This window comes from Sphingobium chungangianum (assembly GCF_977014255.1).
The window spans coordinates 542,942-563,023 of record NZ_CDRNIV010000006.1; the positions used below are offsets into that span (position 1 = coordinate 542,942).

A 20,082-nucleotide genomic window follows, 5' to 3' on the forward strand; every position below is an offset into this window, starting at 1 on the left:
GTTTTTATGGAGCAGCTTTACCTTCTGGCGACATTGGCCGACACCCGCGTCGCCGTGGAGGCGAATGAGGTCGAGGCGGTCGTCAAGCTGGCCGACATCTCGCCGGTGCCCGGCATGCTGGGGCATGTCGCCGGACTGTCCGCCCTGCGCAGTCGTGTGCTGACGATCATCGACGTGCCCGCCCTGATCCATGGCGCGCCCACGCCGCCGGATCGGCAGGGCCTGGCAATCATCGCCGACATCAGCGGGCACAGCTATGGCCTGATGGTGGATGCGGTGCATGATATTTGCCAGGTGCCCGAAGGCGACCTGCCGCTGCGTGGGCAGTTGGACAAGGCCTGGGCGCCTTATGCGCGGGCGATCGTCGAACAGGACGGGCATCCGCACCTGTTGGTTTCGCTGGCGAGCTTCATCGAAACCGGCCCGCTGGCGCAGGCCGCATAAATTCCTGGCTCGTTTACGAATTACTCGGCTTTGGTGGCTAATCTTTCCTGCACGGGGAAAAATCCAAGGGACGCTTCATGAAAAACTGTCTGGTAGTCGATGATTCGAAAGTCATCCGCAAAGTTGCACGGCATATCCTGGAATCACTTGATTTGTCGGTAAGTGAAGCGGTGGATGGGCAGGATGCGCTGACCCAATGCGAAGCCGCAGCGCCGGACGTGGTCCTGCTGGACTGGAACATGCCGGTCATGAGCGGAATGGAATTTCTTCAGGCGCTTTCCACCGCGAAGGTGACCGCTCGGCCGAAGATCATATTCTGCACCACTGAAAACGGCATCAGTCATATCAAGGCAGCCGTGGAGGCAGGCGCCGACGAATATGTGATGAAGCCGTTCGATCGCGAAACGCTTGAAAGCAAGCTGTCGATCGTGGGCGTCATCTGAACCGTTCATTCGCCCCAGTCCATTCCTGACGCCAGAAAGCCCATCAATGTCCGCCGTCACGCCTATCCTGGCCAGCCAGAGCAGACCGCAGGTCCGCACGATGGTTGTCGATGATTCTGTCGTGGTGCGGACGATGATCGCGCGCATCCTGGATAGCGATCCGGCGTTTTCGGTGGTTCACAAGACCAACAGCGCCGAACATGCATTGGGTTATCTGGCCGCGCATGAGGTCGACCTGGTCCTGTTGGACATCGAGTTGCCGGGGCAGAGCGGATTGTCGGCGCTTCCCGCCCTCCTCCGCGCGAATCCTGGCGGCAAGGTGGTTATCCTTTCCGGAAATTGCGAGGAAGGCAGCGGAGCCGCGGTTGAGGCGCTGGCACTGGGGGCGAGCGACATTTTCGCAAAGCCCGGCAGCGGCAGCTTTGGTGAGCAGTTTCCCCAGTCGCTGATCGATCGGTTGTCGCGCCTGTTCGGCGCAAATGCGCAACAGGCGGAGGAAACGCGGCCGGTGGTGATGGCCGCGAGCAAGGCGATCGCCCCGCTTGCCTGCCTGGGCATCGGCGCTTCGACAGGCGGTATCCACGCGCTGAGTCAGTTGTTTGCCGGCATGACCGAGCCGCTGGGCGTGCCGATCCTGCTCACCCAGCATCTGCCGGTCAGCTTTACATCCTATTTCGTACAGCAACTCGCCCGGATGACCAGCCTGCGCGTGAAGGTTGGCGAGCAGGGCGAAATGCTGGTGCCAGATACCATCTATGTCGCGCCCGGCGACGCCAATTTGCAGGTCCGCCGGGGGCTATATGGGCGAGTGATGGTCACGTTGAATCCCCATCGCACGCCTGCGGGAAACCTGCCCGGCGTCGATCCGATGTTCACCACCATGGCCGAAGCCTATGGGGCGGGCGCGGCAGGCGTCGTCCTGACCGGGATGGGCCGTGACGGCACGGTCGGCGGATATGACATCGTTGCCGCAGGCGGCTGGATCGTGGCGCAGAATGAAACGAGCAGCGTCGTTTGGGGCATGCCGGGATCGGTGACAGCGGCTGGGCTCAGCTGTGCGTTGCTGGACCCCTATGCCATCATGGATTTCGTCGCGCGGCGCGGAAAGAGCAGAGGTTTGACACATTGACCCTTTCGACCAATTCATCCTCGAGCGGCGCCGCCCGCATCTTTTCGGCTCTGCTGGAGGCGCGCACCGGGCAGATATTGTCGGAAAGCCGCGCATGGCGGATGGAAACGGCGCTGAAGCCCGTCATGCGCACCCATGGCCTTGCCGACATGGACGAACTGGCCGCCCGCTTGCTGGGCAATCGGGATCCGCGGCTGGAAGATGAGGTGATCAACGCGCTGCTCAACAACGAAAGCAGCTTTTTCCGCGATCTCCAGATCTTCGACATGATCCACCGGCATATTCTGCCCTCCTTTTATGCGGATCGGCGGGACCGGGTGCTGCGGATCTGGAGCGCGGGCTGTTCCACGGGTCAGGAAGTCTATTCCTTGGCGATTCAATTGCGCAACGACATCGCGCGCTGGCGTGGCTGGCGCATCGAAATATTGGCGACGGACATTTCGACCGCCGCCATAGATCAGGCGCGCAGCGGCGTCTTTTCGCAGATGGACGTTCAGCGCGGTCTTGCCGTTGGCGACCTGATCAAATGGTTCGAACCCACTGGAGACAATTGGCGCGCCAGTCCGGAACTGCGCCGGATGATCGATTTCCGGACGGACAATCTGTTCGATCCGAAGGCCCCATCGGGTGAATATGACCTGCTTCTTTGCCGCAATGTGCTGCTTTATTTCACGCCGGAACGGCGGCAGGAGGTATTCCGCCTTCTGAAGCGCCATAGCCAGGAAAAGTCGGTGCTGTTGCTGGGGGCGGGCGAGACCGTGATCGGACATAGCGAGGATTTCATTCCCCATCCGGAATTTCGCGGCGGATATGCGCGGCGGCTGGAAACGGCGCGGAACAGCGACGAGGCGCTTCGCCGCGCCATCTGACCAGGTTTTTGCGCACATCCTGTCCCTGACGCGGGGTCAAAGGGAAGTGCTTGCGCTTGATCGGCCTATCGCTCTCGGTCATTGTCTGCGGCAGTTGCCCGTCCTGATGCGGCGGGGCGAGGACAGATGATGGTTACGGGTTTCCGATGAGCGACATTCCAATGATCGAAACGCCGTCGCCCAATTTCGACGACCGCAAGCTGCCCATATCCATGCTGGTGCTGCATTATACCGGCATGCCGGACGCCCAGAGCGCGATCAACTGGATGGCCAGCCCCGAATCCAAGGTGTCCGCCCATTATGTGGTGACCGAAGAAGGTGAGATCGTCCGCATGGTCGATGAAGCCAGACGAGCCTGGCATGCGGGCCGGTCCCACTGGCGCGGCACGGATGACGTCAATTCGGCGAGTATCGGGATCGAAATCGTCAATCCTGGCCATGAATGGGGTTATCGGCCCTTTGCCGACGCGCAGATTGAGGCACTCATCCCGCTGATGCATGACATCGTGCAACGTCACGCCATCACGCGTGGCAATATCGTCGGGCATAGCGACGTCGCCCCGGCGCGCAAGCAGGACCCGGGCGAGCTTTTCCCCTGGTGGCGACTGGCCCGGCTGCGTCTGGCGCTGCCGCGTCCCACCCGTAATCTGATGGATCCGCTTTGGTCGGACAGTGCTTTCCTGCTGGCGCTGGAGCGCTTTGGCTATGACATTGCCGAGCCTGATGCGGCGGTGATCGCATTCCAGCGGCGCTTCCGGCCGGAACTGATCGACGGGGTGATCGATGGCGAATGCCGTGCGATCCTGCTCGCCTTGTTGCTGCCAAAGCCGAGGGGCGATGAATAAGCGGGGATGACGGGCGCGCGCAGTGCGTGTATAGCGCGCTCTGCCAGAGGGCCGGGCGGCCGCGGCGTGGCGGGTAACTTCCACGGCGAGGAAAGTCCGGGCTCCACGAAATGACGGTGCCGGCTAACGGCCGGCTGGAGTGATCCAAGGGACAGTGCAACAGAAAGCAGGTCGCTAACGCTTCGGCGCAGCGAAATTGAAAGGGTGCGGTAAGAGCGCACCGCGTCTCCGGCAACGGAAGGCGGCACGGTAAACCCCACCGGGAGCAAGACCGAATAGGGGCGGCACGCAGCTTTGACTGCTAGGCCTGTTTCGGCTGAGACCGCCCGGGTTGGTTGCTTGAGGGACGGAGCAATCCGTCTCCTAGAGGAATGGCCGCCCATCCATGGCAACATGGTGGACAGGACCCGGCTTATAGGCCCTCTGGCATTTAAGATCCTCCCCATCGATAGATGGGGAGGGGGACCAGCCGGAGGCTGGTGGAGGGGCCGTCGCGTTAGCGACGGTTGCACCGCCGCTCCCCTCCACCATTCGCTTTGCGAACGGTCCCCCTCCCCCCGCTTCGCGCGGGGAGGATGAGATGGCAGTAATTTCATGAACCGCCGGGGTGGCGTTCTGCCTGCGGCTTACCTAATTGAGACCGATGGCACGAAGCAGCCGATCAAATGACTGGGGATTTCCCCGCTGGCGCAGCTACGGCGCATCGCGTGAGGCGCAACAGGTGCGCATGTGCGATCGGTATGGCTGTGACCAGCCGGGCAACTGCCCCGCGCCCAAGTCACCCAACAGCCCGGAACGCTGGTATTTCTGTTCCGATCATGCGGGCGAATATAACCGCAACTGGGACTATTTTCAGGGGCTGGACAAGGAAGAGCGGGAGCAGCGCGAGCGCGCCGAGCGTCGCGATGCTGGCGGCTATCAGGGCAGCGCCTATCATGGTTGGGGCGGGCCGGGTGACGGCAGCCGGTCGCGGGACGAGCTTCACGCTTTGAAGGCGCTGGAGCTGGAGGACGATGCCGATTTCGAGGCGGTGAAAAAGAGCTGGCGGCGTTTGGCCAAGGAATATCACCCCGACGTGAAGCCGGGCGACGCGGACGCCGCCGTCCGTTTCCAGACGATCCAGGCCGCCTATGAAGTGCTGCGGTCGGCGGAGGAACGGCGGACGTGGAAGCCGCGGGAGACCGCGGATTGACGGATCATGTCCGGTCCAATTGGCAGAATGCGGTCCTGGTCTGCCGCAAATGTTCGAAGAAGCTGTATGGGGGCTTTGGTCCCGATGGGGATGAGCGGCTCGCCAAGGCGCTACGGAAGCGGTTGTCGTTGAAGAAAGGGCGCAAGGCGGCGGCGGGGATTATCGAGGTGAATTGCCTCGGTGTTTGCCCCAAGGGGGCGGTGACCGTGGTCAATGGCGCGCAGGCGCGGGACTGGCTGCTGGTCCGGCCGGGCGCTGATCTGGACGAAGTCGCGCGAAGCTTGGGTCTTGCCCCGACCGATGGCGGGGTCAGCTAGCCTGTTTGAGCGGCGGCTCCAGCCCTGCTTGGGCGAGCAGGGGCATCAGCAGTTTCTCTTCCTTGCGCATCCGGTTGAGCAAGGCATCGATGATCTGGCGGCTTTCGCGGCAAAATTCGGGCCATTCGCGCGCAATGCGATCATCGCTCCATCGGGACATATAGTGGGTGAAGTCCAGCGCCAGCGGCGCCATTTCCGCTTGCAGCTTCGCCGCTGTTTCCCGCAGGGGTGCATGCGCCTGCCTCTGCATCGCGGGATAGAAGATATGGTCTTCCAGGGCGAGATGGGACATTAGTTGCCGGGCAAACTGCCAGCGGAAGGTGCCAAGCTGGCGGGGCGTGGCGTTGTCGGAAATCAGCTGCAAAAATCCATCGGCGGCTACGTCAAGCGCGTCATGCTGGCTTTGTAATTGCTGCAGGTCCATCGGCCGTTTCCAAACATAGGATAAGATGCTTTTCGCACGGCGCCGTTAATAATCCGTTCTTTTCGGCGGATATTGACCGAGGGAGGCGCCGTCCGCCGCGCCTTTCGGGCGGCGGACGGCGTGACAAGCATCAGCCCGGCTGATCGGCGCGGCTCGCGCCTTCGCCATCCAGGTTCAGCGCGACGAAATCCCAGTCGATCGCGTCCTTCAGCAGGCGCTCGGCATAGTTGGGACGCAGGTTGCGATAGTCGATATAATAGGCATGCTCCCACACATCGAGGATCAGCAGCGGCGTGTGGCCATGCGCGACAGGGGTGTCGGCGTCATGATAGCTGGTGACTTCCAGCTTGCCGTCCTTCAGGATCAGCGCGGCCCAACCGCTGGCGAAATGGCCGACGGCCTCCGCTTTCAGCTTTTCGATCAAGGCATCGACCGAGCCGAAGCCTTCGTTGATGAGGGCGAGCAGCGTGCCGGTCGGCTGCTTCTTTTCCGGCGACAGCGACAGCCAGTAGAATGTGTGATTCCAGATCTGTCCGACCTGGTTGAACAGCGCGCCCTTGCTGCTCTTGATCAGCTCGACCAGCGACTTGCCCTGCAGGGCGGGGTCTGCGGCGACCAGTTCATTCGCCTTCACGACATAGGCATTGTGATGCTTGCCATGGTGATAGTCGAAGGTTTCAACCGAAAGAATGTCGCCAAAGGCATCCTTGGGGTAAGGCAGATTGGGCAGCACAAAGGCCATGTCGGAACTCCTCGGGTTCTTGGGATGGATGGCGGCATAACGGGTATGCCACCGAAAGGGTCCCGGCCCCGTAGCAGCCTTATTGCACTGCGGAAAACAGGATATTTTCGTTTAGCTGCATGGAAATATCCATGTGACAGCAGCGTAACGATGACATAGAATCATCGGTCAGGCCGTTCACAAATAGCGGCCGGATAATAGGGGACGGATCAATGGCAAAATTCTTTGGTAATTTGCATCTGGTGCTCGCCGTGGGGCTGGTGTTTGCGCTGGTGGTGATTTTCTCGGTTCCGGCGAACACGATTCCCGAGCAAGCGATCCTGCGCTGGCTCCACCTGTTCTTCGGCATCGTGTGGATCGGCCTTCTTTATTATTTCAACTTCGTCCAGATCCCGACCATGCCCAAGGTTCCGGCCGAACTGAAGCCGGGCGTGTCGAAGTTCATCGCGCCTTCGGCCCTGTTCTTCTTCCGCTGGGGCGCGGCGCTGACCGTGCTGACCGGGGCAACCATCGCCTGGCGCAGCGCCTATCTGGTGGAAGCGCTGACGCTTCAGCAGGGCTTCGTGCTGATCGGCGTGGGCATGTGGCTGGCGCTGGTGATGGCGTTCAATGTGTGGTTCATCATCTGGCCGAACCAGAAAAAGGCGCTGGGCATCGTCCCTGCCGAGGATACGGTGAAGGCCAAGGCTGCGACCACGGCGATGATGTTTTCGCGCATGAACACCTTGCTTTCGCTGCCGATGCTTTACTGCATGGTGAACTTCAACGGCGGTTGATGATGAATGCGCGGGCGGGGCTGGTTGAGGCTGGCTCCGCCCTGCGTTTTATATGATGTGCTCCTGCCTTCGCAGGAGAACGGTAGTATAAGGGTTCTCCATCACCCCTGCGGCGGGGTGGTCTCGCCGATTTCCTCGCTGTCGATATTATTACCCAACGTCAGTCCGTGGCGTGTAAGCATCGGGATGTTGGCGAGGGCGAAGAGCAGCGAGACGACGGTGACGCCCCAGACCTTCACCGCCAGCCAGGCGTCGAAGGTCATTGAGTGGCGCATCAGTTCATTGGCGACCGCCATGGCGGCGAAAAAGAAGCCCCAGTTGCGCGACAGCTTGCGCCAGCCTTCGTCGGTAAGGCCGTCATAGGCGGCTTGTAGCAGATATTTGAGCAGTGCCTTGCCGCGGAGCAGCCCGCCGAACAGCATCAGGGCGAAGAAGCTGTAGATGATCGTCGGCTTGATCTGAATGAAGCTCTGATCCTGGAAATAGATGGTGAGGCCGCCGAAAAAGAGGACGAGCATCGCTGACAACCACAGCATCGGCGACACGCGGCCGAGCTTTATCTTCGAAATGATCACGGCGATGACGATCGCGGCCATGAAGGCGGCCGTGCTGAGGGTCATCGCGGTAATCGGATTGCCGTGACCCCAGATCCAGCCCGCGCCCTTGTAGCTCAGGAAGAAGACGAGCAGGGGGCCGAAGTCGAGCGCAAGGCTCAGATTGCCGCCGTGGGTGGGTTTTGTTTCAGTCATTGTGCATTTCCGTCCTCCCAGCGTTGAAATGAGGCGCGTGACTCATTTCAACTGGGATCTTATGAGGCTGGGTTGGGCCGTAGCGGCCCGAGATCCCAGCGTTCGCTGGGATGACGGAGGTTGGGAGCTTATCGCGCATAGGCTGTTCCCGCGATCGCGCGCGCCATGTCGCCTGCATCGAAGGGGCGCAGATCCTCGATCTTTTCACCGACGCCGATCGCGTGGATGGGCAGGCGATATTTCTCCGCCGCCGCGACCAGCACGCCGCCGCGCGCGGTGCCGTCCAGCTTCGTCATGACGAGGCCGGTCACCTGCGCGACTTCCTTGAAGACCTCGATCTGGTTCAATGCATTTTGTCCCGTGGTCGCATCCAGCACCAGCACAACGTCATGGGGTGCGGCCGGGTTCAACCGGCCGAGGACGCGGCGAATCTTGGCCAGCTCGTCCATCAGCTCGGTCTTGTTCTGGAGGCGGCCTGCGGTGTCGACGATCAGCACGTCGATGCCGGTGGCGGTCGCCTGCTTGACTGCGTCAAAGACGATGCCTGCCGCGTCGCCGCCTTCCTTGCCCGCGACGATGGGGATGCCAAGGCGATCGGCCCAGACCCTGAGCTGCCCGATGGCGGCGGCGCGGAAGGTGTCGCCCGCCGCCAGCATCACGCCATAATCCTGCTCCAGGAAATTATTGGCGAGCTTGGCGATGGTGGTGGTCTTGCCGGAGCCATTGACGCCGATGACCAGGATCACCTGCGGTCGGGGGAAGGCTTCGATCTCCAGCGGACGCGCGACCGGGGCGAGGACCTTCTCGATCTCCTCCGCGATGATTTCGCGCAGATAATCTTCCGTCAGTTCGCGGTTGTAGCGGCCTTCGGACAGACGGTCGCGCACGCGGGCGGCCATGGCGGGGCCAAGGTCGCTGACGATCAGCGCTTCCTCGATCTCGTCGAGCGTCTGGTCGTCCAGCGCGGCCTTGGTGAAGAGGCCGGTGAGGTTTTCGCCGAGCTTGTCGGAGGTGCGCTTCAGGCCGCCGAAGAGGCGGTCGCGCCAGCTGGTGCCGGGTTCAGTCATTGCCGAGCCTCTTGCGCGATCAGCACGCCATTCTCAAGGGCCGTGATGGTCGCGGGCGTGATGGAGGAGGGGGGCTGGGGCGTTTCGAAACGCACCGGGGCGAAATTTTCCGCATGGCCGGTGAGACCGTTGCGCTCGACCAGCACAGACTGGGTGCTGCCGATGAGGCTTTCAAGCCATTGCTGGCGCTGCGCTTCGCAGGCCGCGCGGAGGCGGGCGGCACGGGCCTTTATGGTAGCGCGATCGACCTGCGGCATGCGGGCGGCGGGGGTGCCTGCGCGCGGGGAGTAGGGGAAGATGTGGCCGTGGACGATGGCGCATTGCTCGACCAGCTTCAGGCTGTTTTCAAACATCGCCTCATCTTCGGTCGGGAAACCGGCGATGATGTCCGCGCCGATGCTGAGGGTAGGGCGGGCGGTCTTGAGGCGCTCCACGATGCGGACGGCGTCGGCGCGACTGTGGCGGCGCTTCATGCGCTTGAGGATCATGTCGTCGCCAGCTTGGAGCGAGAGGTGCAGGTGCGGCATCATGCGCGGCTCATGAGCGATGAGGTCGAAGAGCCGGTCGTCGATCTCCACGCTGTCGATGGACGATAGGCGGAGGCGCGGCAGGGTAGGCACGGCCTTCAGGATGCGTTCGACCAGCAGGCCGAGCGAGGGCGATCCGGGGAGGTCGGGGCCATAGCTGGTGACGTCCACGCCCGTCAGCACGATTTCCTGATAGCCTGCGTCCACCAGCTCGCGCGCCTTGTCGATGACCGCGCCTGCCGGGACGGAGCGGCTGTTCCCCCGGCCATAGGGGATGATGCAGAAGGTGCAGCGATGGTCGCAGCCATTCTGGACTTCAAGGAAGGCGCGGGCATGTTCGGCGAAGGCGCTGGCCATGTGCGGCGCGGTGTCGCGGACGGCCATGATGTCGGAGACGTTCACGACCGCCCGTTCGCTTCGAGCGAAGTCGAGAAGCGGTCGCGCATCTGTGTCTCGACTGCGCTCGAAGCGAACGGAAGTGGAGTGAGCGTCCGCCTCCACCTCCACCTCCACCTCCCGCGTCACCCCAGCGGAAGCTGGGGTCTGATGCCCAACGTTATGCCCTGTCCCCTGAGATCCCAGCTTTTGCTGGGATGACGGGTAGTGGGTGGGATCGAGTTTCTCGCGGTTGCCAATCACCGCATCGACTTCCGCCATCCGCGCAAAGGTTTCCGGCTCGGTCTGTGCGGCGCAGCCGGTGACCATGATCCTCGCTTCTGGCCGTTCGCGGCGGGCGCGGCGGATGGCTTGGCGGGTTTGGCGCACGGCTTCGGCGGTTACCGCGCAGCTGTTGACGACGATGAGGTCATCTTGCCCGCCTGCCATCTCGCGGATGGCTTCGCTTTCCGCGATGTTGAGGCGGCAGCCGAGGGTGATGATCTGCGGGCCGCTCATGCTCTAAAAGCGGGTCCAGTCAGCCTCGCCATCGAAGACGTGGGTGGCGGGGCCGGTCATCATGATGTGGCCGCCGGGCTGCCAATCGATGATGAGGTCGCCCCCGGGCAGGGTTACGCGTGTCGGGCCGCTGACGAGCTTGCGCCGTATGGCTGCAACGGCCGTGGCGCAGGCGCCGGTGCCGCAGGCACGGGTGAGGCCAGCGCCGCGTTCCCAGACGATGAGGCGGATATGATTGTCGCCGATGACCTGCGCAAAGTTGACGTTGACGCGGGCGGGGAAGAGCGGATCACTCTCTATCAGCGGGCCAAGACGCTCAAAGTTCACACCGTCCAGATCGTCCACGAAGAAGACGACATGCGGGTTGCCGACATTGACAGCGGCGGGGGCGGGAAGGTCTTCCCAGCTGACCGGCATGGTCAGCGTGTCCATCGCGTAGGCGAGCGGGATCGCGTCCCAGTCGAGCCGGGGCGCGCCCATATCGACGGTAGCGCCGCCATTGATCGCCTTGGCTTCCAGCAGTCCCGCCTTGGTTTCGATCAGCACGTCGCGGCCGACGAACAGGGGCACGCAGCGTGTGGCGTTGCCGCAGGCTTCGACTTCGCTGCCGTCACTGTTGAAGATGCGCATGGATACGTCCGCGCGATCGGACTGGCCGATGAGGATCAGCTGGTCGCAGCCTATGCCTGCGTGACGGTCGGCTATGGCTTGGGCGCGGGTGGGGGACATTTCGACCGCGCCCTCGCGCGCGTCGATCACCACGAAGTCATTGCCCAGCCCGTGCATTTTGGAAAATCGGCCCATAATGGTCGCGCATGTAGGGGGTGTGGGGGGAAAAGGCCAGAGTTGCCCTTCATCCGTCATCCCGGGCTTGACCCGGGATCCCGCTTACTTGCGCGGGACCAAGCGGGACCCCGGATCAAGTCCGGGGTGACGGGTAGAGAATGTGGTTCGCGTCATTGCATCCCCCACCCCATTCCGCTAAGGGCCACATCGCAATCGGGCGGTTCGCCGTCTGATACCCTGACAGATCCATGGCGCTCACAAGGGAGCACCGGATGGACGCTGGCCGGCGAGTTTTCGCCCGCCGGCGGTTTTGTCGTTTGGCGGGGTGGTGCTGTTTTCCGGGCTTTTCGGCCCAAATGAGGTGATGATGTTCGATTCGCTAAGCGATCGTCTGAGCGGGGTATTCGACAAGCTGCGTGGGCGCGGTGCGCTTACGGAGGACGATGTCCGCGCCGCGATGCGCGAGGTGCGAATCGCGCTGTTGGAAGCCGACGTTGCGCTTCCAGTGGTGCGCCAGTTCGTCGATCAGGCGACCGAGCGGGCTGTTGGCAGCGATGTGCTGCGGTCGGTCACGCCGGGCCAGATGGTCGTCAAGATCGTCTCCGACACGCTGACCGAGACGCTCGGTTCCGAAACGTCCGATCTGCTGATCGATGTCAGCCCGCCCGCCGTCATCATGATGGTCGGCCTGCAGGGGTCGGGCAAGACCACCTCCACCGCCAAGATCGCCAAGCGCCTGAAGGAAAAAGAGCGCAAGAAGGTGCTGATGGCGTCGCTCGACGTCCAGCGTCCGGCGGCGCAGGAACAGCTGGCGGTGCTGGGCACGCAGACCGATGTTGCGACCCTGCCGATCGTGGCGGGTCAGCAGCCGGTCGATATCGCCAAGCGCGCGTTGCAGGCGGCGAAGCTTCAGGGCTTCGACGTGGTGATGCTCGACACGGCGGGCCGTTTGCACGTCGATCAGGCGCTGATGGACGAGATGAAGGCGGTGGCCGAAGTCTCGAACCCGGCGGAAATCCTTCTGGTGGTCGACTCGCTGACCGGGCAGGACGCGGTGAATGTCGCGACCAGCTTTACCCAACAGGTGCCGCTGACCGGCGTGGTGCTGACCCGCATGGACGGCGATGCGCGTGGTGGTGCGGCGCTGTCGATGCGCGCGGTCACGGGCCGCCCGATCAAGTTTGCGGGCACGGGCGAGAAGCTCGACGCGATCGAGCCTTTCCACCCTGCGCGCGTGGCGCAGCGCATCCTTGGCATGGGCGATGTCGTGTCGTTGGTCGAGCGTGCGGCTGAGAGCATCGACGCCGAGGAAGCCGACAAGCTCGCCAAGAAGATGGCGAAGGGTCAGTTCGACATGAACGACCTGCGCAGCCAGCTTAATCAGATGCGGCGCATGGGCGGCCTTGGCGCGCTCGCGGGCATGTTGCCGGGCCTCAAGAAGGCGCAGGCGGCGATGGCGGCGAGCGGCGCGAGCGACAAGACGCTGATCCATCTGGACGCGATGATCGGGTCGATGACGCTCAAGGAGCGGGAAAAGCCCGCCCTGATCAACGCCAAGCGCAAGATTCGTATCGCCAAGGGTTCCGGCCGCACCGTGCAGGAAGTCAACAAGCTCCTGAAAATGCATCAGGAGATGGAAACGGCGATGAAGAAAATCCGCAAGATGGGCGGATTGAAGGGCCTCGCCAAGATGTTCACCGGCGGCGGCATGGACAAGCTGATGGGCGGCGCGGGCGGCGCGCCGGACCTTGGCGGTCTTGGTGGATTGGGCGGCCTTGGCGGCGGTGGCAACATGCCCAACCTGCCGCCGGGCTTTCAGAATTTCATGAAGAAATAGCCCGTCATCCCAGCGAAAGCTGGGATCTCAGGCACAAGATCCCAGCCTTCGCTGGGATGACGAATTGAAGCTAAGTAGATTAGAGTAGAAAGGTCAAAAACAGCATGGCAACGTCCATTCGTCTTTCGCGCGGTGGTTCCAAGAAGCGTCCTTATTACCGCATCGTCGTGGCGGACAGCCGCGCCCCGCGTGACGGCAAGTTCATCGAGCGCATCGGCAGCTACAACCCCGTCCTGCCCAAGGGCGACGAGAAGCGCGTTGTTATCGACGTTGAGCGTGCGAAGCACTGGGTTGCCGCTGGCGCGCAGCCGACCGACCGCGTTGCCCGCTTCCTGGACGCCGCTGGCGTGAAGGAACGCGCTGCTCGCAGCAACCCGAAGAAGGCTGAGCCGGGCCAGAAGGCCAAGGATCGCGCCGAAGATCGCGCGACCAAGGCTGCGGAAGCCGCTGAAGCTGCCGAAGCCGCCAAGGCTGCCGCCGCTGAAGCCGCTGCCGCTCCTGCGGTTGAAGAAGCGCCGGCCGTCGAAGAAGCGCCTGCCGCTGAGGAAGCTGCTCCCGAAGCCGCTTCTGAAGAACAGGCTGAAGGCTAAATGGGTAATCACCCCTCCCCTTCAGGGGAGGGGCCGGGGGTGGGGGCTGGCCATGGCTCCGCGCCCGGAACCCCCCACCCCAACCCCTCCCCTGAAGGGGAGGGGCTAGCCTCTTCGCGCGCCCTCACTCTCGCCGTCATCATCGGCGCGCATGGGGTGGCGGGCGAGGTTCGTCTGAAGCTCTTTGGGGAAGGCGTGGAAACGCTCAAATCCTACAAGAGCTTCGACGCTGCGGGCGGTGCGCTGACGTTGAAGTCGGTGCGCGCCGGTTCCAATGGCGCGGTTGCGCGCTTCGCCGAGGTCAATGACCGAAGCGCGGCCGAAGCCCTGCGCGGGACGGAACTCACCGTTCCCCGCTCTGCCCTGCCTCCGCTGGAGGAGGGCGAATATTATCACGCCGACCTCATCGGCTTGCCCTGTTTCTCCAGCGAGAGTGAGGGGCTGGGCAATATCGTCGCGGTCGAGAATTTCGGCGCTGGCGATATCATCGAGGTCGAACGGCCCAGCGGCAAACGCTTCATGGCGCCCATGCATGCGGTCACGATCGCGGACGGACGGGCCGTGATCGAAGCGGCCTTTGCGGTTTGATCGGCGGTCGCTGATGCCCCAAATTCTTACCGCCCTCTATCTGCTAATGATGATCGCCGCAGGGTGGCGCCTGTTCACCATGCCATGGAAGCGCGCGTTGAAGATTGGCGCGGCGGTCGCGATGGTCATCCCCATTCCCTTGCTGTTTCTCTTGCCTGCTTTGATGAACCCGGAGCGGCCCTTTGCCGATCTGCTGCGTGCTATCGGTATTGCCCTGATGGCAGGCGGCACCGTGTCATTGCTGGGGGGCATGTCCGCGGCGTGGCTGCGCAAGCGCAAGGCGTGAGTTTTCGGACGCAGATACTGACGCTTTACCCGGAAATGTTTCCGGGACCGCTGGGCGTGTCGCTGGCGGGGCGCGCTCTGGCGGAAGGGAAATGGTCGTGCGATCCGATCCACATCCGCGATTTTGCGACCGACAAGCACCGCACCGTGGATGATACGCCTGCTGGCGGCGGCGCGGGGATGGTGTTGCGCGCCGACATCCTTGGGCTGGCTATCGATCATGCGCTGGCGCAGGGGCCTGACCTGCCGGTGATCGCCATGACGCCGCGCGGCAAGCCGATCACCCAGGCCCGCGTGCGCGAACTAGCGGCGGGTCCGGGCGCGACGATATTGTGCGGGCGGTTCGAGGGCTTTGACGAGCGTATTTTCGAGGCGCGTGCCGTGGAGCAGATCAGCATGGGCGACATCATTTTGTCCGGCGGCGAGATGGGCGCGCTGATGCTGCTCGATGCTTGCATTCGGCTGCTTCCCGGAGTAATGGGCGCGGCTTCCAGTGGGGATGAGGAGAGCTTCGAAAGCGGCCTTCTCGAATATCCGCACTATACCCGGCCCGCTTTGTGGGAAGGGCGCGCGATCCCTGAAGTGTTGCGATCGGGGGATCATGCGAAGATCGCCGCCTGGCGGAAACAAAGGGCGGAGGATGACACACGGCTAAGGCGGCCGGACCTTTGGGAACGTCATATCGGCGTTCGGGACCAGCCGCCCTCTGGTGCGCAACGCAAAAGGTAGGACTTTAAGTCATGAACTTGATCCAGCAGATCGAGGCCGAAAACATCGCGGCTCTCGCCAAGGATATCCCGGAATTCCGCCCCGGCGACACGCTGCGCGTCGGCGTGAAGGTCATCGAAGGTGACCGCAGCCGCGTCCAGAATTATGAAGGCGTGTGCATCGCCCGCTCGAACAAGGGCATGGGCAGCAACTTCACCGTGCGCAAGATTTCGTTCGGTGAAGGCGTGGAGCGCGTGTTCCCGCTCTACTCGCCGAACCTCGATTCGATCACCGTCGTCCGCCGTGGCGTCGTGCGTCGTGCGAAGCTCTATTATCTGCGTGGCCGTACCGGCAAGCGCGCTCGCATCGCCGAGCGCCGCGACGTCCGCACCGAGGATTGATCCTCCTCACGGCTTTACGGTCGCTAAGTTGAACAGGCGGCGCTCGCAAGAGCGCCGCCTGTCTGCTTTTGGGGCCGATTGACCTGATCAGATACTATTGGACTTCGGCAGGAAGCGTCGCCTTTTCTGGTCGCGTCTTCCACAATGACCAGCCTACGCCGCCAGCAAGGATAGCGAAGGTGACGGCCAGCGAGACCGGCGGCGGGATTTTGGCCAGGCCCAACGCGTCGGCGACAAATATCTTCGATCCAATGAAGATCAGCAGCAGGCTGAGCGCATATTTGAGATAGTGGAAACGCTCCACCATCGCGGCCAGGGCGAAATACAGCGCGCGCAGGCCAAGGATCGCAAAGATGTTGGACGTATAGACGATGAACGGGTCCGTGGTGATCGCGAAGATCGCCGGCACCGAATCGACCGCGAACACCACATCGACAAATTCGATCATGACCAGCGCCAGGAACAGCGGCGTGAAGAACAAAGCCATCTTTCCGGTCCGGGGATCGACCTGCCTCACCCAGAAATGCCGACCGTGCAGAGTGTCGGTCACCCTCATGCGGCGCTTGACCCAGCGCAGCACCGGCGACGCGCCGACGTCATAGTCCTTTTCCGCGGTCAACCACATCTTGATGCCGGTCGCGATCAGGAAGGCGGCGAAGAAATAGAGCAGCCAACCCCATTGCTGCACCGCCGCCGCGCCGAAGCCGATCATCACCGCGCGCAACAGGATGACGCCCAATATGCCCCAGAAGAGCACCCGATGCTGATAGAGACGCGGTATGCCGAAATAGGTGAATATCATCGCGATGACGAAGACATTGTCCATCGCCAGGCTTTTTTCGACCACAAAGCCGGTGACGTAATTGAGGCCCGCCGTCGCGCCCATCTGCCACCATATCCAGGCACCGAACCCAAGGCCGAGAAGGATGTAGAAGGCGGAAAGGGTAAGGCTCTCGCGCACGCCAATCTCGCGTTCGCGTCGGTGCAGGACGCCGAGGTCCAGCGCCAGCAGCGCGATCACGATGCTAAAAAAGGATAGCCACATCCAGAGCGGCGTACCGAGCCAGACCAGAGATAGGAAATCCATGGCGTCAGCTCCCGTTCCAGGCGGGGCGCGCCATCGACCGGCGCAGGCGCGCGTTCAGTTGATCCCTGCGCTGCAACAGCCTTTCGATGCGGCGGGGATCAGGCGCTGAGCGCAGTCGCTCCATCCGCAGCCGGTCATCGACGCGCTGCGCCAGAAGCATGAGAATAAAGGTAAAAGGCTTCATATGTGCCATCCTCTTTCGTGCGTTTCGCTCGATCGGATGACAGGGAGGGATAAGGAGCCTGCACCGGTGTCACCCGATGCGGTCCGACATCACGTCGCTTCTAGGGAGAAGCAGCGCCAGAGGGGCCCGGTCCGCAGAGATTGGAATAACCGGTTCGCGGGCGGGGCGCAAGTCCGGCGGGCGACCTAGGGCTGATCGACATTCAGTTCTGGCGGCCTGCAAATGGCGGTTCTCCGCGCTTCCGGTGCTCACGTACTTTGAGTACGCTGCGCTCCGGGTCGCGGAAAATCACCATTTTCGGCTCGCCATCTCCTGAATGTCGATCGGCCCTAGTGCTAGGCTGGTTGTCGGCTCGTGAACCACAGCCCGCCCAAGCTGATCGCGGCTGCCGCTGACATATAGAGGCCGACGAGCGCCACGCCCTGCACCTGGATCAGCCAGGTGGCGACGATCGGGGCGAGTGCGCCGCCGATGATGCCGCCGAGGTTGAAGGAGAAGGAGGCGCCGGTGTAGCGCAGCTGGACCGGAAAGAGGTGGGGCAGATAAGCGCCCAATGGCCCGTAGACGAAGCCCATCAGGAACAGGGCGAGGCTGAGGATCAGGAAGATCGGTAGCAGCTGGCCCGTGCCCATGGCGGGGCCGAAGATGACGCCCATCAGGACGGTGCCGATGCAGCCTGCGACCAGCACGCGGGTGGGGCTGGTCTTGTCCGCCCACCATCCGGCGATGATGATGCTGAGAGCCATGAAAAGGATCGCGCCGAGCTGGATCGCCAGGAAGGTCTCACGATCGATCTTGAGGGTGGTGGTGCCATAGCCAAGGGCAAAGGCGGTCGCGATATAATAGACGGCGAAGCAGGCGACGACGGCGAAGGTGCCCGCGATCGCTGCGCCCAAGTGGTTCGAGAGGAGCGTCGCGAGGGGGAGTGCGGGCGGCGGCGCTTCGGCTTGGGCGGCGGCGAACTCGGGGGTTTCGGTGAGTTTCAGGCGGACCCAGAGGCCAAGGAACACCAGCACCGCGCTGCCAAGGAAGGGCAGGCGCCAGCCCCAGGCGAAGAAATCCTTGTCCGTCAGGAACATGCCCAGGATCAGGAATAGGCCGTTGGCGGCGAGGAAGCCGACTGGCGCGCCGAGCTGGGGGAACATGCCGAAGCGGGCGCGCCATCCGGGCGGGGCGTTTTCCACCGCCAGCAGCGCCGCGCCGCCCCATTCGCCGCCAAGGCCGAAGCCCTGACCGAAGCGCAGGATGCACAGGATGAGCGGCGCCCACCAGCCGATCATCTGGTAGGTAGGCAGAAAACCAATGGCGAGCGTCGATCCGCCCATCAGCATGAGCGAGGTGACGAGCGTCGCCTTGCGGCCGATGCGGTCGCCATAATGGCCGAACACCGCCGCGCCCAGGGGCCGGGCGAAGAAGGCGAGGGCGAGGGAGCCATAAGCGGCGAGCAGCTGCGCCGAAGGGGAGGAGGCGGGGAAGAAGAGGGGGCCGAACACGAGGCTGGCGGCGGTGGCGTAGATGTAGAAGTCGTAAAACTCGACCGCCGTGCCGATCAGGCTGGCTGCCAGCACCCGCTTGTGGCGCAGCATCGCGCCTATTCCGTCCGCAGCCATGTCTTCCCCGCCCCTTGCCATGTCTTAAGTCTTCTTCGCTCGTTTCTGGTTCAGCAGTTCATAGGCCATTACAGCACAGGCCACGGCCGCGTTCAGGCTGTCCGCTTTGCCCAGCATCGGCATTTTTACCAGCTGGTCGCACTCGGCCTCATAGGATTCGGGCAGGCCCTGCGCTTCGTTGCCGACGAGCAGGAAGGAGGGGCTGGCATAGCGCGGCTCCTGATAATCCTGCGTGGCCTTGAGGCTGGTGCCGATGAGTTCGCCCGGACCCTGCCGCAGCCACGCCAAGAATTCGCCCCAGCGCGCCTGGGTGATCGACTGGGTGAAGAGCGCGCCCATGCTGGCACGGACGGACTCTACCGAGAAGGGGTCGACGCAATCGTCGATCAGGATGAGGCCGCCAGCGCCCACCGCGTCGCCGGTGCGCAATATGGTGCCGAGGTTGCCGGGATCGCGGAGCGACTGGGCGACGATCCAGATGTCGGCCTTGCTTCGGTCGAGCTTGGCCAGCGGGGTCAGCCGGTCACTATAGACGCCGACGACGGCTTGCGCATTATCCTTGCCGGAAATCTTGGAAAGAATGTCCGGCGTGGTTTCGATGACATCGCCGCCCGACGCCTCCATCGCCGCGATCAAGTCGGCGGCGAGGGGATGGGTCGACCCGGCGTGGAAGAGCATTTCCGGCAGCACGCCTTCCTCGCGCGCTTCGGTGAGGATGCGTAAGCCCTCGGCCAGGAAAAGCCCTTCGGCCTTGCGGAACTTCTTTTCACGCAAGCTGCGGACACGCTTCACCAGCGGGTTGGAAAATCCGGTGATCTCGCGTGCCACTGCGCCTGCTTTCCTCCTTGGAATGAGGCGGCCTCTCTATCGGGCCGGGGCGGAGCGCGGAAGAGCTATTCTTCGCCGAACTTGTCTTCGACCAGCGTGACCAGCTTTCCCAGCGATTCTTCCGCGCTGGGGCCGGTGGCGCTGATGACGATCGAATCGCCCAGCGCCGCGCCCAGCATCATGAGGCCCATGATCGATGTGCCGGTCACTTCGCTGCCATCCTTGCGCACGGTGATCTGGGCGGGAAGGCCGCTGGCCAGCGTCACGAACTTGGCGCTGGCGCGCGCGTGGAGGCCGCGCTTGTTGCTGATCAGGACTTCCTGACTGATTTCGCTCATGTAGTGCTGCCCAACAATTCGGATGCGACGCTGATATATTTTTGGCCGGCTTCACGCGCGGCGGCGACGGCCTGGCGCACGTCCATGACCTTGCGCGCGCTTTCCAGGCGGATGAGCATGGGCAGGTTGATGCCCGCGATAACCTCGATCTCGCCCGCCTTCAGCAGCGATATCGCAAGGTTGGACGGGGTGCCGCCGAACAGATCGGTGAGGAGGATGACGCCAGAACCGTCATTCACCCGCTCCACCGCCGAAGCGATGTCGGCGCGGCGCACCTCCATATCGTCTTCCGGGCCGATGCAGATGGTCGCGATCTGCTGTTGCGGGCCGACCACATGCTCCATCGCGACGACGAATTCCGTCGCCAGCGACCCATGAGTGACGAGAACAAGTCCTATCATCTACTTACCGGCCCACATTGT

General features: G+C 63.0%; 26 protein-coding genes and 1 other RNA gene. 15 read left to right on the forward strand and 12 right to left on the reverse strand.

Going from position 1 to position 20,082, the window contains the following annotated elements; genetic code table 11:
• Positions 1-6 precede the first annotated feature (6 nt).
• The 8 genes from ACWNC0_RS09605 (at position 7) to ACWNC0_RS09640 (ending at position 5,239) form a co-directional block, all read left to right on the forward strand.
• Positions 7-444, forward strand: coding sequence for a chemotaxis protein CheW (locus ACWNC0_RS09605; RefSeq protein ID WP_449471231.1), 438 nt, complete (start codon positions 7-9; stop codon positions 442-444).
• A 77-nt stretch (positions 445-521) separates the two neighbouring features.
• Positions 522-887: a response regulator gene (locus ACWNC0_RS09610; protein ID WP_196225378.1), complete on the forward strand. Its 366-nt coding sequence runs from the start codon at positions 522-524 to the stop codon at positions 885-887.
• 46 nt (positions 888-933) lie between these two features.
• Positions 934-2,016: a chemotaxis protein CheB gene (locus tag ACWNC0_RS09615; RefSeq protein ID WP_449471233.1), complete on the forward strand. Its 1,083-nt coding sequence runs from the start codon at positions 934-936 to the stop codon at positions 2,014-2,016.
• Positions 2,013-2,885: a CheR family methyltransferase gene (locus ACWNC0_RS09620; protein ID WP_449471235.1), complete on the forward strand. Its 873-nt coding sequence runs from the start codon at positions 2,013-2,015 to the stop codon at positions 2,883-2,885. Before ACWNC0_RS09615 ends, ACWNC0_RS09620 begins: the two co-directional genes overlap by 4 nt.
• A 146-nt stretch (positions 2,886-3,031) precedes the next feature.
• Entirely contained in the window at positions 3,032-3,730 is a 699-nt protein-coding gene (locus ACWNC0_RS09625) for an N-acetylmuramoyl-L-alanine amidase (RefSeq protein ID WP_449471236.1), read from the forward strand.
• A gap of 43 nt (positions 3,731-3,773) precedes the next feature.
• An RNA gene (gene rnpB, locus ACWNC0_RS09630) (RNase P RNA component class A) lies at positions 3,774-4,161 on the forward strand.
• 212 nt (positions 4,162-4,373) lie between these two features.
• Entirely contained in the window at positions 4,374-4,922 is a 549-nt protein-coding gene (locus tag ACWNC0_RS09635) for a J domain-containing protein (RefSeq protein WP_449471237.1), read from the forward strand.
• Positions 4,895-5,239, forward strand: coding sequence for a (2Fe-2S) ferredoxin domain-containing protein (locus ACWNC0_RS09640; RefSeq protein ID WP_449471238.1), 345 nt, complete (start codon positions 4,895-4,897; stop codon positions 5,237-5,239). Before ACWNC0_RS09635 ends, ACWNC0_RS09640 begins: the two co-directional genes overlap by 28 nt.
• Here the strand turns inward: ACWNC0_RS09640 and ACWNC0_RS09645 are convergent.
• Complete coding sequence (locus tag ACWNC0_RS09645) at positions 5,232-5,663, reverse strand: hemerythrin domain-containing protein (RefSeq protein WP_449471239.1); 432 nt, start codon at positions 5,661-5,663, stop codon at positions 5,232-5,234. The genes ACWNC0_RS09640 and ACWNC0_RS09645 overlap by 8 nt on opposite strands.
• Before the next feature lie 130 nt (positions 5,664-5,793).
• Positions 5,794-6,405 (reverse strand): superoxide dismutase, encoded by a 612-nt coding sequence (locus ACWNC0_RS09650; RefSeq protein WP_449471240.1) that lies wholly within the window; start codon positions 6,403-6,405, stop codon positions 5,794-5,796.
• A 212-nt stretch (positions 6,406-6,617) separates the two neighbouring features.
• Between ACWNC0_RS09650 and ACWNC0_RS09655 the strand changes: the two genes are divergently transcribed.
• Positions 6,618-7,181 (forward strand): urate hydroxylase PuuD, encoded by a 564-nt coding sequence (locus ACWNC0_RS09655; protein ID WP_449471242.1) that lies wholly within the window; start codon positions 6,618-6,620, stop codon positions 7,179-7,181.
• Positions 7,182-7,282: 101 nt separating this feature from the next.
• Here ACWNC0_RS09655 and ispZ read toward each other — a convergent pair whose 3' ends face one another.
• From ispZ to dapF, 4 genes are all read right to left on the reverse strand, one after another.
• Positions 7,283-7,930: a septation protein IspZ gene (ispZ, locus tag ACWNC0_RS09660; protein ID WP_449471243.1), complete on the reverse strand. Its 648-nt coding sequence runs from the start codon at positions 7,928-7,930 to the stop codon at positions 7,283-7,285.
• A 128-nt stretch (positions 7,931-8,058) separates the two neighbouring features.
• Positions 8,059-8,997, reverse strand: coding sequence for a signal recognition particle-docking protein FtsY (gene ftsY, locus ACWNC0_RS09665; RefSeq protein ID WP_449471245.1), 939 nt, complete (start codon positions 8,995-8,997; stop codon positions 8,059-8,061).
• Positions 8,994-10,418 carry a tRNA (N(6)-L-threonylcarbamoyladenosine(37)-C(2))-methylthiotransferase MtaB gene (gene mtaB, locus ACWNC0_RS09670; RefSeq protein WP_449471247.1) on the reverse strand — a complete coding sequence of 475 codons (1,425 nt, stop codon included), beginning with the start codon at positions 10,416-10,418 and terminating at the stop codon, positions 8,994-8,996. The genes ftsY and mtaB overlap by 4 nt, the downstream gene beginning before the upstream one ends.
• Before the next feature lie 3 nt (positions 10,419-10,421).
• Positions 10,422-11,222, reverse strand: coding sequence for a diaminopimelate epimerase (gene dapF, locus ACWNC0_RS09675; protein WP_449471249.1), 801 nt, complete (start codon positions 11,220-11,222; stop codon positions 10,422-10,424).
• Between the two features lie 346 nt (positions 11,223-11,568).
• Here dapF and ffh point away from each other — a divergent pair, with 346 nt between their 5' ends.
• From ffh to rplS, 6 genes are all read left to right on the forward strand, one after another.
• Positions 11,569-13,041, forward strand: coding sequence for a signal recognition particle protein (ffh, locus tag ACWNC0_RS09680; protein ID WP_449471251.1), 1,473 nt, complete (start codon positions 11,569-11,571; stop codon positions 13,039-13,041).
• Positions 13,042-13,145: 104 nt separating this feature from the next.
• Complete coding sequence (rpsP, locus tag ACWNC0_RS09685) at positions 13,146-13,631, forward strand: 30S ribosomal protein S16 (protein ID WP_449471253.1); 486 nt, start codon at positions 13,146-13,148, stop codon at positions 13,629-13,631.
• Positions 13,632-14,219 carry a ribosome maturation factor RimM gene (rimM, locus tag ACWNC0_RS09690; RefSeq protein WP_449471254.1) on the forward strand — a complete coding sequence of 196 codons (588 nt, stop codon included), beginning with the start codon at positions 13,632-13,634 and terminating at the stop codon, positions 14,217-14,219.
• Positions 14,220-14,232: 13 nt separating this feature from the next.
• Entirely contained in the window at positions 14,233-14,505 is a 273-nt protein-coding gene (locus tag ACWNC0_RS09695; RefSeq protein WP_449471256.1) for a hypothetical protein, read from the forward strand.
• The gene (gene trmD, locus ACWNC0_RS09700) at positions 14,502-15,233 is read left to right on the forward strand and encodes a tRNA (guanosine(37)-N1)-methyltransferase TrmD (RefSeq protein ID WP_449471258.1); all 732 of its coding nucleotides are present in this window, start codon (positions 14,502-14,504) and stop codon (positions 15,231-15,233) included. The genes ACWNC0_RS09695 and trmD overlap by 4 nt, the downstream gene beginning before the upstream one ends.
• A gap of 11 nt (positions 15,234-15,244) precedes the next feature.
• A complete protein-coding gene (gene rplS / locus ACWNC0_RS09705; RefSeq protein WP_449471260.1) occupies positions 15,245-15,613 on the forward strand; it encodes a 50S ribosomal protein L19 in 369 nt (122 codons plus the stop codon).
• 94 nt (positions 15,614-15,707) lie between these two features.
• On the opposite strand, the gene ACWNC0_RS09710 is transcribed toward rplS, so the two are convergent.
• From ACWNC0_RS09710 to ACWNC0_RS09735, 6 genes are all read right to left on the reverse strand, one after another.
• Positions 15,708-16,700 carry a TerC family protein gene (locus tag ACWNC0_RS09710; RefSeq protein ID WP_449471261.1) on the reverse strand — a complete coding sequence of 331 codons (993 nt, stop codon included), beginning with the start codon at positions 16,698-16,700 and terminating at the stop codon, positions 15,708-15,710.
• Positions 16,701-16,704: 4 nt separating this feature from the next.
• A complete protein-coding gene (locus ACWNC0_RS09715; protein ID WP_449471262.1) occupies positions 16,705-16,884 on the reverse strand; it encodes a hypothetical protein in 180 nt (59 codons plus the stop codon).
• A 335-nt stretch (positions 16,885-17,219) separates the two neighbouring features.
• Positions 17,220-18,494 carry an MFS transporter gene (locus ACWNC0_RS09720; protein WP_449471264.1) on the reverse strand — a complete coding sequence of 425 codons (1,275 nt, stop codon included), beginning with the start codon at positions 18,492-18,494 and terminating at the stop codon, positions 17,220-17,222.
• A gap of 24 nt (positions 18,495-18,518) precedes the next feature.
• Entirely contained in the window at positions 18,519-19,322 is an 804-nt protein-coding gene (locus ACWNC0_RS09725; RefSeq protein WP_449471265.1) for a TrmH family RNA methyltransferase, read from the reverse strand.
• Between the two features lie 65 nt (positions 19,323-19,387).
• Positions 19,388-19,660: an HPr family phosphocarrier protein gene (locus ACWNC0_RS09730; protein WP_449471266.1), complete on the reverse strand. Its 273-nt coding sequence runs from the start codon at positions 19,658-19,660 to the stop codon at positions 19,388-19,390.
• Entirely contained in the window at positions 19,657-20,061 is a 405-nt protein-coding gene (locus ACWNC0_RS09735) for a PTS sugar transporter subunit IIA (protein WP_097091003.1), read from the reverse strand. The genes ACWNC0_RS09730 and ACWNC0_RS09735 overlap by 4 nt, the downstream gene beginning before the upstream one ends.
• Positions 20,062-20,082 lie beyond the last annotated feature (21 nt).